The organism is Hyphomicrobium sp. MC1 (assembly GCF_000253295.1).
Taxonomy (GTDB): Bacteria; Pseudomonadota; Alphaproteobacteria; order Rhizobiales; family Hyphomicrobiaceae; genus Hyphomicrobium_B.
Genome location: NC_015717.1, coordinates 1,376,023 through 1,389,152 on the forward strand (window position 1 = coordinate 1,376,023; position 13,130 = coordinate 1,389,152).

Sequence of the window (13,130 nt, forward strand, 5' to 3'; positions counted from 1 at the left end):
CAAACCGAGACTTAATTGTGGCTGATGCGGCGGGGATTTTTTCTCCGCGCTGCCTATAAAGAAGGGTGAGAATGCAAGATATGTCCGAAGGCGGCTTTCCGCACGAAAATGGCGTGAAAGTCGTATCGAATTGCATGCTGAAGGTGATCGACGCGCCTTGGCCATTTGCCGAAGAGTATGCAGCGGAGATCAAGGCCAATTGGGAAAAGGCGAAAGCCTTCAATTCGAATTATTTCAACGGCATCGTTTATCTGACGAAAGACGCACGCTCTGTCGGCAGCGAAATTCACGCTACGCTCATTCGGACCGATTTCAAAAGCTATCTCTATTGGCGCGGGCAGGGATTTCCAGAATCCGGCGTTATCGACGGCTTTGGTTCGGCGCTGATTCGCTCGTCCGACGGGAATTTCATGCTGATCATGCAGCGGCCGGGGAACGTCAATCACGGTTTCGCCTATCTGCCGTCGGGCTTCATTGATCAGAACGATGTTCTTCCCGATGGAACGATTGATATCGGCCGCAGCGTCGAGCGCGAGGTCGATGAGGAAATCGGGGAAGCCGGAAGCAGCTTGAAGCGCGAAGAAGGCTTCATCGTTGCGCGGGCAGGCGTACACCTGTGCTTTGCGGTGCCGTTCTATCTTCCGATGACGTCGGAAGAGTTCGTCTCGCGGGTTGCGCGCCACAATGCGACGACGGACGATCCCGAAATCGAGAGCGTCATTCCGGTCGGCCACCTCGACGATCTCGCAAATCTCAAGGTTCTTCCGCATGCGCGTGTGTTACTCGAAGCACTTTTGGTCGGGCGCTAAAGAGCTTTCGAATGGGAAAAAAGGGCTTGGCGCAGGCAAAACCTTGCCGCATGGTGCCGCCGCTCGCGCGGGGTTTGGCTGCGCAGCCGACAGCGGGGAGACCGGCGCGTGGCGCTTAACTATCACGTTCTTGATGTTTTCACGGAGCGGCCGTTCGGCGGCAATCCGGTTGCGGTGGTTCTTGGCGCCGATCATTTGAGCGCCACGGAAATGCAGACCATTGCGCGCGAGTTTAATCTCTCCGAAACGGTCTTCGTGTTGACCTCGACGAGTCCCGGTCACACGGCGCGCATTCGCATCTTTACGCCAACGCGTGAGCTGCCGTTCGCCGGTCATCCGACGATCGGAACGGCGATCCTGTTGGCCGAGTTGCGTGCGCCGCTTGGCAACGGCCATGGCGATGCGATCATCGCGCTCGAAGAGGAAGTCGGCAGCATTCGCGTCGGCGTGCGGATGCGGGGCGGTGGGGCATCGTTCGGCGAGTTCGACGCGCCGAAGATAACGAACCCGATCGAATCGCTTTCCGAACCGGAGCAGATCGCGGCATCGGTCGGGCTCATTCCGGCGGAGATCGGGTTTGAAAATCACAAGCCGACGCTGATCCGCGGCGTTCCAGCGTTTGCCTACATTCCCGTGGCCAATCTCGAAGCGATGGCGAAGGTTCGCGTCGCGCCGCAGCACTGGGCGAGAGCGTTCGGCGACCGCGGGATTTTGGGCGTCTATCTCTACACGCGTCAGTGCGTGCGCACGCAATCGGCGTTTCATGCGCGGATGTTCGCGCCCGACATCGGCGTGCCGGAAGATCCGGCGACGGGGTCGGCGGCTGCAAGCTTTGCCTATGTTGTCCAAGGCTTCGACGCGCTTCCCGACGGCATGCACAAGCGCCCGATCGAGCAGGGCTTCGAGATGGGCCGGCCAAGCGCCATTTCGCTGACGATGTCGATTGTGCGTGGCAAGCTCGACGGCGTTCGCATCGGCGGCTACGCGGTGCGCGTGGCCGAGGGCGTGCTCAAGCTCTGAGCGCCTTGTCATCCTCGGCTTTATGCTGAGGACCCATTTTGATGGGGGTGGCGATGCCCGAGGGATCCTCGGGACAAGCCCGAGGATGACAGTGGTAAGCGGCGATATCTGACATCACAATCTCCTCTCTCCAGTGGGAGAGGAGATCACTTCAGCGCGCCGGCCGCACCATCCGTATCAGCGTGTTGTCCCTCAGCACGTAGTGGTGGAACAACGCGCCAACGGCGTGGAGGCCGATTACATAGTAAAGAGCGTTGCCGATGAACTCGTGGATTTCTTCCAGATTGTGGGAGAGGGCTTTATCCTCACCAACTATTGGCGGAAGTGAAAGCCCGTAGAAGGGCACGGAGTGACCGGCCGCGCTTACCATGATCCAGCCAAGCAGAGGCATACCGATCATTGCGGCGTAGAGGATGAAATGGGTCAGGTGTGCGATGGCGGTCTGCCATACTGCCGGGCGAGGAATGATCGGCGGCGTGCCGTTGTGCGAGCGAATGCCGATGCGGATGATGACCAGCAGCAACACCGTGATGCCTAGCATCATATGAATTGAAGCAAGAAGAGCTCGTGTCTCGCTGCCCTTCGGATAGTAGCCCTTCAGTTCGATGGCGGTGAATACAGCCGCGATCAATACTGCCATGATCCAGTGCAGCGCGATCGCTGACGGAGGGTAGCTGCTAGAGTTGACAGATGAATTTGTGGCGACGGTCACGAAAAATTCTCCACGAAACCTATTGGACTACACCGGCATATAAGCGCTCGGGCCGAATTGAGGCTGATCAATGTTGGCAATGTTTCAAAATTGGATGGCTTGAGGTTATGAAACGGCAAAGCCTGTAAAATCCGTCTCGGCGCCAGTTTGGCCCCCCGCAGCGGCGCGACGGTAGGACAGCTTGATTTTCGGGGGGCAGATCGGCTATTGACGCCAGACTGGACCTTTGGCCGGTTTTCTTGGATTAATTGCCGTTATGGCTTGCGCGACCGACATCGCCGTTTCTTTTGCGCCGCTTTCGAGCACGCGCGGCGGATCTTTTGCGCCCAAGCTCCTGCTTTCGCTTCTCCTTACCGGCCCCTGGGCCGCATGACGCCCGGCTGTCCGCCGGGTTGGTGCCCAGGGGATTGGACGGCCAGGACTTCGAGATTGAGAGCGATCGGTGGCGAGCCCCAGAGGTCGCCCGGCAAAGGATGAATACAATGACGTCCCCAAGCAAAGGCGCTGCGCCCGAACAGCAGCGCGACGACGATAAGATCATCATTTTTGATACAACTCTGCGCGACGGTGAGCAGTGCCCCGGCGCTACGATGACGTTCGAGGAGAAGCTGCAAGTCGCCGAGCTTCTCGATTCCATGGGTGTCGACATCATCGAAGCGGGCTTTCCGATCGCGTCGGAAGGCGACTTCGAGGCGGTGACGGAAATCGCCAAGCTCGCCAAGCAGTCGGTCATCTGTGGCCTGGCGCGAGCGAACTTCAACGACATCGATCGGGCGGGCGAAGCGATCAAGCCAGCGAAGCGTGGCCGCATTCACACATTTATCGGCACGTCGCCGCTGCATCGCCAGCACCAACTCCAGCTCAGCCAAGAACAGGTCTATGAGCGCGTCGTCGCTTCGGTGACGCGGGCGCGCGGCTACACCGACGACGTCGAGTGGAGCGCGATGGACGCCACGCGGACCGAGCACGATTATCTGTGTCGTGTGGTCGAAGCAGCGATCAAAGCCGGTGCGACGACGATCAATATTCCCGACACTGTCGGCTACGCGCTGCCGGAGGAATATTTCGACCTCATCACGATGCTGAAGACGCGCGTTCCGGGCATGGACAAGGTTGTGATCTCGACCCATTGCCACGACGACCTCGGCCTCGCGGTGGCGAACTCGCTGGCAGGTATTCGCGCGGGTGCGCGACAGATCGAGTGCACGATCAACGGTCTCGGCGAGCGTGCAGGCAACGCGGCGCTGGAAGAGATCGTCATGGCGATCCGCACGCGCCACGATCTGCTCTCCTATCACACCGGCATCAAGTCGGAGATGCTGTCGCGGGCCTCGAAGCTCGTGTCGGCAGTCACGAATTTCCCGGTGCAGTACAACAAGGCCATCGTCGGCCGGAACGCCTTCGCGCACGAGAGCGGCATCCACCAGGATGGCGTTTTGAAGAATACCGAGACGTACGAAATCATGACGCCCGAGTCCGTCGGCGTCATGAAGTCGTCGCTCGTCATGGGCAAGCACTCGGGTCGCGCAGCGTTTAAGTCGAAGCTCAAGGAACTGGGCTACAATCTCGGCGATAACGCTATGGAAGACGCCTTCAATCGCTTCAAGGCGCTCGCCGACCGAAAAAAGCACATCTATGACGAGGACATTGAAGCGCTGGTCGATGAGGGCGTCGCGCACATGAACGATGCCGTGAAGGTGACGGCGTTGACGGTCATTGCCGGAACGATGGGACCCCAGACGGCGACGCTGACGCTCGATATCGACGGCCAGTCGAAGACGGTGCAGGCTGTCGGCAACGGACCTGTTGATGCAACTTTCAACGCCATCAAGCAACTGTTGCCGAATAACGCGCGCTTGGCACTCTATCAGGTGCACGCGGTGACCGAGGGGACGGACGCCCAAGCTGAAGTTTCGGTGCGGCTCGAAGAAGAGGGCCGGGCTGTAACGGGGCGGTCGGCCGATCCCGATACGCTCGTCGCCTCGGCGCGGGCCTACGTCGCAGCGCTCAATAAGCTCGTCGTCAAACGCCAGAAAACGGCGCAGGCACAGCAGGCGTTCTAAGCAAAAAGCCCGAATTTCGTCGGACTTTGGTCGGGGCAGCGTGCCACATTCGTAGCATGCTACCCCGCCGGCGCTTGCCTGTGTATGAACATGCTGTGACCGGTAACCATTCGGGCACTCAAGTCGTTCTCGATGGTGGGCGACCTTGATTAACGCCGTACGTCCCATAAGCTGGGCGACATGAAGTGGGCCGGATTCACGGGATGTTTGGTTTAGGTGTCAAAAGAGCTTTCTCCGACAGCATTGCCATCGATCTCGGCACGGCCAACACGCTCGTTTTCGTCGCCGGACGCGGTGTGATCCTGAACGAGCCTTCGGTGGTCGCCATTCGCTCGCGCGGCGGCGTTCGCGAAGTTCTGGCCGTCGGCGAGAAGGCGAAACAGATGCTAGGGCGGACGCCGGAAAGCATCGAGACGATTCGGCCGCTGCGCGATGGCGTCATCGCCGATTTCGTCGCCACGGAAGAAATGCTGCGGCAATTCATCGGCCGCACCAAGTCCCTCGTTGAGTTCATTCGGCCGCGCATCCTGATCTGCGTGCCTGCCGGCGCGACGCCCGTCGAGCGGCGCGCGGTCTATGAAACCGCGATGCTGGCGGGGGCGCGGAAGGTCTACCTGGTCGAAGAACCTGTGGCGGCCGCTATCGGCGCTGGGCTGCCGATTGACGAGCCTAAGGGCTCGATGGTGGTCGATATCGGCGGCGGTACGACGGACGTTGCGGTGCTGTCGCTAGGTGGCGTCGTGCAGGCCAGCTCGATCCGCTGCGGCGGCAATGCGATGGACGAAGCCATCGTGCGCTATGTCCGTCGCCGTCATCAACTGCTGATCGGCGAAGCGAACGCTGAGCGCATCAAGATCGAGGCAGGGTCGGCGTCGCGCGTCGTCAACGGCGAGACGGCCGAGATCGTCATTCGCGGCCGCGAGATTCGCGAGGGTAAGCCCAAGACGGTCACGCTGAGCCCGCAAGATATCGCGGAGGCGCTTGAGCCGCCGATCGAGAAAATTGCCGAGTTCATACAACACACCATCGAGGACCTTCCGCCCGAGATTTCGACCGATATTTGCGAGCGCGGCATTCACCTGTCGGGAGGCGGATCGAAGCTTGCAAAGCTCGATCAGGAACTCGAACGGCGGATCGGCGTCAAAGTTCATGTACCCGAACAGCCGGAGCAGTGTGTGATCTCCGGATCGGCCGCTATTCTGGAAGCGCTCAAGGAGCGCGAGCATCTTTTGATCAAGCCTTGAGTTTGATCGACGTTCGAATTTGAGAGCAGCGGAACCCCTTTATGACGCGCCTCAAGGAAGGTCATGTTTACTTCGGGCGCGGCGATGGCACGGCGTCGCGACGGCGTTTGCGTCCGCTGCTGCTTTTGCTCATTTTCATTTCAACAGCATTGATGCTGCTGAGCCGGCTCGATCACAGCATGCTCGGCGATGTGCGCTGGCAGATCGCGTCGTGGATGACGCCCGTATTCAAGACCGCGATGATACCGGTCGAGCCGATCCGCGAGATGGGGCACGCGATCTCGACGCAAGTGTCGCTGCAAGACGAAGTCGACCGGCTGCGGAAAGAGAACCAGAAACTCGGCAGTTGGGAGTGGCGGGCGCGCCAGCTTGAAGCGAAGCTTGCCGGTCTCGAGGCGATTGCGAAAGTTGTCCCGGAGCAGAAGCTCGATTTCATCACCAGCCGGGTGATCGCCGACTCGAGCGGCGCGTTCGTGCATAACGTCACCATCGACGCCGGGCGCGCGCGCAAAGTGAAATGCGGCTATCCGGTCGTCAATGCCGACGGGCTGATCGGACGCGTCGTCGATATCGGCCCCAATGCGGCGCGCGTGCTGCTGGCGACCGATCTTAATAGCCGCATTCCTGTGGTCGTCGGGCCGAAGGCGGTGCGCGCGATCATGGCGGGCGACAACAACTCGCAGCCGCGGCTGATCTACATTCCAGACGGCGCGAAGATTTCGCCAGGCGATGACGTTTCCACCTCAGGGCAGGGCGGGCTATTTCCAATCGGGCTGCGTCTCGGCGTTGTTGCTGACGGTGCGAAGCCGCGCGTCGCACTGCGCGCCAATCTTGATCGTCTCGATTACGTTAGCGTGCTTTTCTACGACGATCCGTCTGCGCATCTGACCGACGATCTCATGGGCGGCAAGGCTGCAAGCGACGCCGCGGGCACGGTGCCGAAATCATTCGAGAGAGCGGGCCCATGAGGTGGCTGCGGTTCCTGATGCCGGTCGCTTCCGTCGCAGCGCTGACGATCGTTGCGATCCTGCCGTGGGGCCTGCCGACAGTGGATCGCTTCGTGCTCCCGCTGCTGCCGGTCGTCGCCATTTATTATTGGACGCTCGATCGCGACGCATGGCTGCCGGAATGGAGCATTTTTCTAGCCGGGCTTTTGCTCGATGTGCTGACCCAGGGGCCACTCGGCTATTGGGCGCTCGTCTATCTCGTCGCTTATGTCATTGCGGTTTACTGCTCGCGCTTCGCGGTTGATACCACGGCGCTGAGGCTGGCGCTTTTCACCGGCGCGATCATCACCGTAACGCTCTTTGCGTGGCTTGCTGCTTCGGCGTATTTCCTTGCGTTTCTCGATGCTGAACCCTATGTGCGCGGCGCTGGCGTCGCGGTGCTGGCTGCCTCTCTTATCACGCTGTTGCGCCGCGTTGCCCGATCCGCAGGAGCACCCGCCCGTCCCGTTCGACTGACGCGGGGGGATTGATGGCGGACAAGCCTGACGACGATCTGAGGCGAAAGAACCAGTTCACGCGGCGGTCGGTGCTGCTGGGCTGCGCGCAGGCGGCGGGGTTTGGGTTGATCGGCTGGCGTCTCTATGACCTGCAGGTGGCGAATGCACGCCGTTACGCGCCGATGGCGGAAGAAAATCGCCTTAACGTGCAGGTGCTGACGCCGAAACGCGGTCGTATTCTCGATGCATTCGGACGCGTGCTGGCCGACAACGAAGAACTGTTTCGCGTGACGATCACGCCGGCGCTGGCGAAGGACGTCGGCGGCGTCCTGCAGCGCGTCGGACAGATCGTGCCGCTGACGGACGATCGTATCGCGCGGATCATTGCCCGCGCGCGCAAGCAAAACCGCAATCTGCCGACAACCGTCGCGTCGGATTTGTCATTCGATCAGGTGGCGAAGATCAACCTTTATGCGCCGAGCCTTCCCGGCATCAAGACCGATTTCGCCTGGCGCAGGCGCTATCGCGACGGCGCGGCGCTGAGCCATGTCGTCGGCTTCGTCGGTAGCGTCGAGCGCTTCGGCATCGATGATGATGCCGTGATCCGCATTCCGGATATTCGCATCGGCAAGAGCGGCGCAGAGCTCGGTTTCGACGCCGATCTTCGCGGCACGGCAGGTACGCAGAAATCCGAAGTCGATGCTCGCGGACGCGTGGTGCGGAATATCGAGACTGTCGATCCGGTTGCCGGGAGCGATGTGCATCTCACGCTCGACAGCGAATTGCAGCGGCGCGTCGTCGATCGCATGCAGCGCGATGGACTGGCTTCTGTCGTTGTGCTGGACATCGCAACGGGTGCGATCCCGATCATGGCCTCGGTGCCGGGCTTTGATCCGGCGCAAATCGCGGGCGGCATCTCGGAAGCCGATTGGACGAAGCTTTCAGCGTCGGACGACAAGCCGCTGCTCAACCGGGCGGTCGCCGGTCTTTATACGCCGGGTTCTACATTCCTCATCGTAACGGCTTTGGCGGCGCTCGAAGCCGGCGTCGTTTCGCTCGACGAGCCCGTGTCATGCAGCGGTCGATACGAATATGGCGGGCAAATCTTTCGTTGTTCCAATCCGAACGGACACGGCAAGATCACCTTGCAGGAGGCCATCAGCGCGTCATGTGAGGTGTTCTTTTGCGAGATGTCGGCGCGGCTCGGCATCAAGCGCATCGCGCGTGCTGCGCGTGCGATGGGTTTGGGCGCGACGAACAACATCGGACTGCCTGACGAAAAGCCCGGCATCGTTCCGGATCGCGATTGGAAGCGCGGCAATCTCAATGCTGGTTGGCTCGGCGGTGAGACGCTGCTGACAGGCATCGGCCGCGGTTATCTGCAAGTCACTCCGCTGCAACTTGCCGTCGTCGCGGCGCGGATGGCGAGCGGACGTGCCGTCGTTCCGGTTCTGCGCAAGCCTGACAATCCGGCGGCGACGCAAGCGGTTGCGTTTGCCGACCTGCCTTTCCGATCCGCAGATTTCGACGCGGTGCGTGGCGGCATGTCGGCTGCCGTCAACGACACGAAGGGTTCGGCGACGGCGGCGCGGCTTGGTGACGGCAAAGGACCCGTTGCGGGCAAGTCAGGCGTTTCCGAGATCGGCGCGCGCGGGACGGATAGCGCCGACCGATCGAGACGCAATCACGCATTGTTCGTCGGCTACGAGCCCGCAAATGCGCCGCGCTATGCGCTTGCTACTGTCATCGAGCATGCCGGTGACGGCGCGGTAGCCGCGGTTCTTGCGCGCGATGTCCTTGCGCTTGTCATCGACCGTGACGATCACGATCGCAGCAAATCGGGTGCCGATGGCAGCGAGGTTCCGCCGTTGAGTAAGCGCGCGGAGGAGGCGGGGTAATGGAGACGATCTATTCCGCGTGGAATACCGGCCAGCCGCTTCGCATCGGCGCCAAGCTGTTGCGTATCCATTGGCCCGTGATTGCCACGGTGTGCCTGCTTGCGGGAATCGGCACGGCGACGCTTTATTCCGTGTCGGGCGGCTCGTTTGTCCCGTGGGCGGAGCGGCATACGCTGCGTTTTCTCGTCATGCTCGCCGTCGTCGTCATCATGGCGACGGTACGTCTCGAAGTCTGGATGAAACTCGCCTATCCGGTTTATGCGGTGGCCCTGCTGACGCTGGCCCTCGTGCCGTTCGTCGGTGTCGAGGCGCTCGGCGCGAAACGCTGGATCGGGGCGGGCGCGATCTCGTTTCAACCCTCAGAGTTGATGAAGCTCGCTTTGGTGGCGGCGCTCGCGCGCTACTATATGTGGCTGCCGCAGGAAGACGTGCGCCGCGTGCGTTATATTCTCATTCCTCTGGCAATGATCGGCATTCCGGTGCTGCTGACGCTGCAGCAGCCGGATCTCGGCTCGGCAGCGTTGTTTCTGGTGTTGGGGCTGTCGCTGATGTTTCTCGCAGGTGTGCCGCTGCGCTATTTCGCGCTGGGCGCGATCCTGGCCGTTGCGGCGATGCCGGCGATCTGGTCGGGCATGCACGGCTATCAGAAGCGTCGCATCGAGGTCTTTCTCAATCCAGGGATGGACCCACTCGGCGCCGGCTATCACATCATGCAGTCGAAAATCGCACTTGGCGCAGGCGGGATCGCTGGCTCGGGCTTCATGCACGGCACGCAGAGTCAGCTCGATTTCGTGCCGGAGAAGCACACGGATTTCATCGCCAGTATCATCGGCGAGGAGTGGGGTTTCACGGGCATGATGCTGCTCATCGCCATCTATGCGGCGCTCATTCTGATGATGATGCTGATGGCGCGCCGGTGCGATAACCGTTTTGCGCGCTTGGCCATCGCAGGCTCGGCGATGACGTTCTTCATATACGTCTTTATCAATCTGGCGATGGTGACAGGCCTCGTGCCCGTCGTCGGCATTCCACTGCCACTCGTGTCTTATGGCGGGACGTCGATGACGACGCTGATGATCGGGCTCGGCATTGCCATGTCGGCCTATGTGCACGGGCGCGACGGACGGCGCTGAAAGCCGCGGAACTTGCCCGTCCGGTCGTCCGGCGGGTGGTCAAAAAGCCCCATTTTCTCAATCGCGTGGCGAATGTGAGGGAGGGGGGTGGACAGAGCCCGCCAGCGATGCTATGCGCTCCGGTCTCGGGGCCCGTTCGGGCCCCTTCGCCGTCCTTGGAGGCTTCGCGCCTTCGATATTCAGGCGGTGTTGGTACGGGTGATTAGCTCAGTTGGTAGAGCAGCTGACTCTTAATCAGCGGGTCGAAGGTTCGAGTCCTTCATCACCCACCAATCAAAGATATTTCGCGTGAATTCAGCAAGCTAAGTCTTACAATTGCAGCTGATTAAAAAAATTCGCTGATTTTCTCGAGCTTAGGCGAACCGCTCCGGGTTACGAATTGTCCGTGAGGACAGGTCGCCCCTTCGAAGCGGAGCCGACAGCTTTAATCGTGCCCGCGTGTCTCGGGTCTGCTTGCTCTGTAGTCCCGCAAGCGTTCTCGCTGGAACAGGTCAATTTTGACAGCATGTTCAAGTACAGATGACTTAGACCAGCGATGTCCCCCTAGAAGCGTTGTCGGGCCTGCGGTTGTTTTGCTTGTCTGTCTCGATTGCGCACAGAATTTTCTGTAGCGGACGTAGTGTCACGGACATCCATCTTTTAGAGTAGCCGTAAGTCGGAGGTGGCGGCGAATAGTTTGTTTCGAGGTCACGGGGACAGGTGTCATGGCCGCTTTGCAGACTCAAAGTGTTTGCGGTGTCTCGGTCGTGATGCCCGTTTATAACAGTGCACGTTATCTCGACGCCGCAATCGACAGCATTCTGCGCCAGACATTTTCGGATTTTGAATTTCTTATCATCGACGACGGGTCCACGGACGGCTCCTACGAACGTCTTCTGGAATGGCAAAGGCGCGATGAGCGCATCCATTTGATTGGTCGTCCACATCGGGGTATTGTCGCTTGTCTGAACGAGGGACTCGCGGCTGCACAAGGCGCGATCATCTCGCGCATGGATGCAGACGATGTGTCTTTCCCCCAACGCCTCGAGCGACAAGTCGCGTTTCTGAAAGACAATCCCGGCATCGCTGTCGTGGGTTCGGCAATTCGCTTTATCGACATCGACGGAAATCCGCTTTCGACCGCCGCATATCCCACAACGCCGGATGAGGCGATGGTGGCGCTCGATCGGGGAAACGCGCCTGTAGCGCATCCCGCGATTGCGATGCGCCGCGATGCGGCACTCGCCGTTGGGGGATATCGGCCTCTCTTCGATTTTGCTGAAGATTTCGACTTGTGGCTCCGGCTCGTCGAGCACCATCAGATCAGCAATCTGCCGGACGTGCTGCTCGAGTTTCGCGTGCATGGTAAGAACGTCTCGACCACGCGACGTTGGGAGCAGGCACTGGCGGCACATATCGCCAGATTTTCTGCGAAGCGCCGACGAGCCGGGTTTCCGGACCCGGTCGAGGGCGTATCGAATTTAAAGTTGGAGCATCTTGAAGAATTACATCTTTCGGCTGCGGAACGTTCTTCTGTTCTTGCTGATCTGGCCGAAGCCGCGCTGGTTTCGTATGAGGCTGGGAAACGGCATAGCTATCTTCTGCATGCGTTCGATAGTCTCATGGCCAAAGATGAGCTAAAATCCTCACGAGACCGCCGTTCCGCACGAAAGCTCATCGCACGATTGTGGATGACGAGCGCACCATCAGATGCAGCTCGCCTTACGGCGCAGATTACGAGAAAACTCGCAACAGGGCGGGATTTGCGAGCCATGTCAAATCAGGACGCTGTCCATCGCTGGCTTCTGCACGGTTCTGATCCGACAGGGCCGCTGACAGGCGCCCCGCGGGACCTGCTGTCGGCCCAAGGGATGCAGCAGCTCGTGATTGAGGGAGACGCACACGGCGTTCTTCCTATCCTGATGGACAACATCCCCGGCCTCAAAGACAACGACGATTATGAGCTTGCCCGGAACGACGCGCTATCGAGAAGGCGCATCGGTACGACATTCTCCGCAATGCTGCGCATCCACTGCGATGCGATACTCCGTGCGGCCAAAGATCTTCCGCTGACTGTCGTTAAGGGACAAACCTTCGCGCGAGTGCTTTACCCGAAGCCTTCTTTCCGGCCGTTCACCGATATCGATCTGCTTGTTGCGCCGGATGCTGTTCCGGCTATCAGCGAAATTCTCGCAGGCCACGGATTCGTAATGGTCGAGGACGGTCATGATCCCGTACGGCTGGAAACGAAATGGCTCCATCGCGACAACGCGACGTTGATGGTCGAAGTGCACACGAACCTGGTCCATCATCCGAAGTTGAGGTCAGCTCTTTCGCTAGCTTACGAGGACATCGCCGATGGACCGGAGTCGGCCGCTGCTTTAATGACAATTGCGGCCCTCCATGGAGCGTTACATCGGTTCGAACGCCTCCGGCAAGTCGTCGATATCTGCCAAGCCGCCAGGCATCTTTCGACACCTAAAGACGAAGCTCTGTTCGCGCGGATGCTGGACAAGAGCGGGGCAAGATTTGCGGCGGTCGCTGGACTGGAACTAGCTTACAGCATTTTCGGTGAACCGCGTTGCCGGGAAATCGCGCGTGAGATCGGTCCGACGAGATATACTTTTTTTGCGCGGGCACTCGTTGGGCGATCGGCAGTCGTCTCGACAATGAGCAGCGCTCGCTTGTATCATTCCTGGCGACGGCAGTTATTCCGGATGATGCTCATGAAAAGTCGGACCTTCCAAGGGAGGCGTAACATTGCACACCCGGAAGGGGCCTTCGACCCGGCAGACACGTTGGTGCAAAATCGTTTAGAGTGAGGGTAT

The 13,130-nt window shown here is 60.1% G+C and carries 10 protein-coding genes and 1 tRNA gene; 10 read left to right on the forward strand and 1 reads right to left on the reverse strand.

Features of this window, described 5'->3' with window-relative positions; translation table 11 throughout:
* Positions 1-71 precede the first annotated feature (71 nt).
* Together HYPMC_RS06730 and HYPMC_RS06735 are read left to right on the forward strand one after the other, a co-directional pair.
* The gene (locus HYPMC_RS06730) at positions 72-809 is read left to right on the forward strand and encodes an NUDIX hydrolase (protein WP_013947105.1); all 738 of its coding nucleotides are present in this window, start codon (positions 72-74) and stop codon (positions 807-809) included.
* Positions 810-917: 108 nt separating this feature from the next.
* Complete coding sequence (locus tag HYPMC_RS06735; RefSeq protein ID WP_013947106.1) at positions 918-1,829, forward strand: PhzF family phenazine biosynthesis protein; 912 nt, start codon at positions 918-920, stop codon at positions 1,827-1,829.
* A gap of 151 nt (positions 1,830-1,980) precedes the next feature.
* Here HYPMC_RS06735 and HYPMC_RS06740 read toward each other — a convergent pair whose 3' ends face one another.
* Positions 1,981-2,541, reverse strand: coding sequence for a cytochrome b (locus HYPMC_RS06740; protein ID WP_013947107.1), 561 nt, complete (start codon positions 2,539-2,541; stop codon positions 1,981-1,983).
* A 482-nt stretch (positions 2,542-3,023) separates the two neighbouring features.
* On the opposite strand from HYPMC_RS06740, the gene HYPMC_RS06745 reads away from it, so the two are divergent.
* The 8 genes from HYPMC_RS06745 to HYPMC_RS23160 all read left to right on the forward strand — a co-directional run bounded on the left by HYPMC_RS06745 (position 3,024) and on the right by HYPMC_RS23160 (position 13,124).
* Positions 3,024-4,604, forward strand: coding sequence for a 2-isopropylmalate synthase (locus tag HYPMC_RS06745; protein WP_013947108.1), 1,581 nt, complete (start codon positions 3,024-3,026; stop codon positions 4,602-4,604).
* Positions 4,605-4,807: 203 nt separating this feature from the next.
* Positions 4,808-5,848 (forward strand): rod shape-determining protein, encoded by a 1,041-nt coding sequence (locus HYPMC_RS06750; RefSeq protein WP_013947109.1) that lies wholly within the window; start codon positions 4,808-4,810, stop codon positions 5,846-5,848.
* Between the two features lie 41 nt (positions 5,849-5,889).
* A complete protein-coding gene (mreC, locus tag HYPMC_RS23150; RefSeq protein WP_013947110.1) occupies positions 5,890-6,816 on the forward strand; it encodes a rod shape-determining protein MreC in 927 nt (308 codons plus the stop codon).
* Positions 6,813-7,325 (forward strand): rod shape-determining protein MreD, encoded by a 513-nt coding sequence (gene mreD / locus HYPMC_RS23155; protein WP_013947111.1) that lies wholly within the window; start codon positions 6,813-6,815, stop codon positions 7,323-7,325. The genes mreC and mreD overlap by 4 nt, the downstream gene beginning before the upstream one ends.
* Positions 7,325-9,190, forward strand: coding sequence for a penicillin-binding protein 2 (mrdA, locus tag HYPMC_RS06765; RefSeq protein WP_013947112.1), 1,866 nt, complete (start codon positions 7,325-7,327; stop codon positions 9,188-9,190). The genes mreD and mrdA overlap by 1 nt, the downstream gene beginning before the upstream one ends.
* Entirely contained in the window at positions 9,190-10,323 is a 1,134-nt protein-coding gene (gene rodA / locus HYPMC_RS06770; protein ID WP_013947113.1) for a rod shape-determining protein RodA, read from the forward strand. Before mrdA ends, rodA begins: the two co-directional genes overlap by 1 nt.
* Before the next feature lie 196 nt (positions 10,324-10,519).
* A tRNA-Lys gene (locus tag HYPMC_RS06775) sits at positions 10,520-10,595 on the forward strand.
* 432 nt (positions 10,596-11,027) lie between these two features.
* Positions 11,028-13,124 carry a glycosyltransferase gene (locus HYPMC_RS23160; protein ID WP_013947114.1) on the forward strand — a complete coding sequence of 699 codons (2,097 nt, stop codon included), beginning with the start codon at positions 11,028-11,030 and terminating at the stop codon, positions 13,122-13,124.
* The last annotated feature ends 6 nt before the right edge of the window (positions 13,125-13,130 follow it).

Bases quoted from the DNA above. Each gene is read 5' to 3' on its own strand.
- HYPMC_RS06730 (WP_013947105.1), top strand. From the start codon at position 72: ATGCAAGATATGTCCGAAGGCGGCTTTCCGCACGAAAATGGCGTGAAA.
- HYPMC_RS06745 (WP_013947108.1), top strand. From the start codon at position 3,024: ATGACGTCCCCAAGCAAAGGCGCTGCGCCCGAACAGCAGCGCGACGAC.
- HYPMC_RS06750 (WP_013947109.1), top strand. From the start codon at position 4,808: ATGTTTGGTTTAGGTGTCAAAAGAGCTTTCTCCGACAGCATTGCCATC.
- mreC (WP_013947110.1), top strand. From the start codon at position 5,890: ATGACGCGCCTCAAGGAAGGTCATGTTTACTTCGGGCGCGGCGATGGC.
- mreD (WP_013947111.1), top strand. From the start codon at position 6,813: ATGAGGTGGCTGCGGTTCCTGATGCCGGTCGCTTCCGTCGCAGCGCTG.
- mrdA (WP_013947112.1), top strand. From the start codon at position 7,325: ATGGCGGACAAGCCTGACGACGATCTGAGGCGAAAGAACCAGTTCACG.
- rodA (WP_013947113.1), top strand. From the start codon at position 9,190: ATGGAGACGATCTATTCCGCGTGGAATACCGGCCAGCCGCTTCGCATC.
- HYPMC_RS23160 (WP_013947114.1), top strand. From the start codon at position 11,028: ATGGCCGCTTTGCAGACTCAAAGTGTTTGCGGTGTCTCGGTCGTGATG.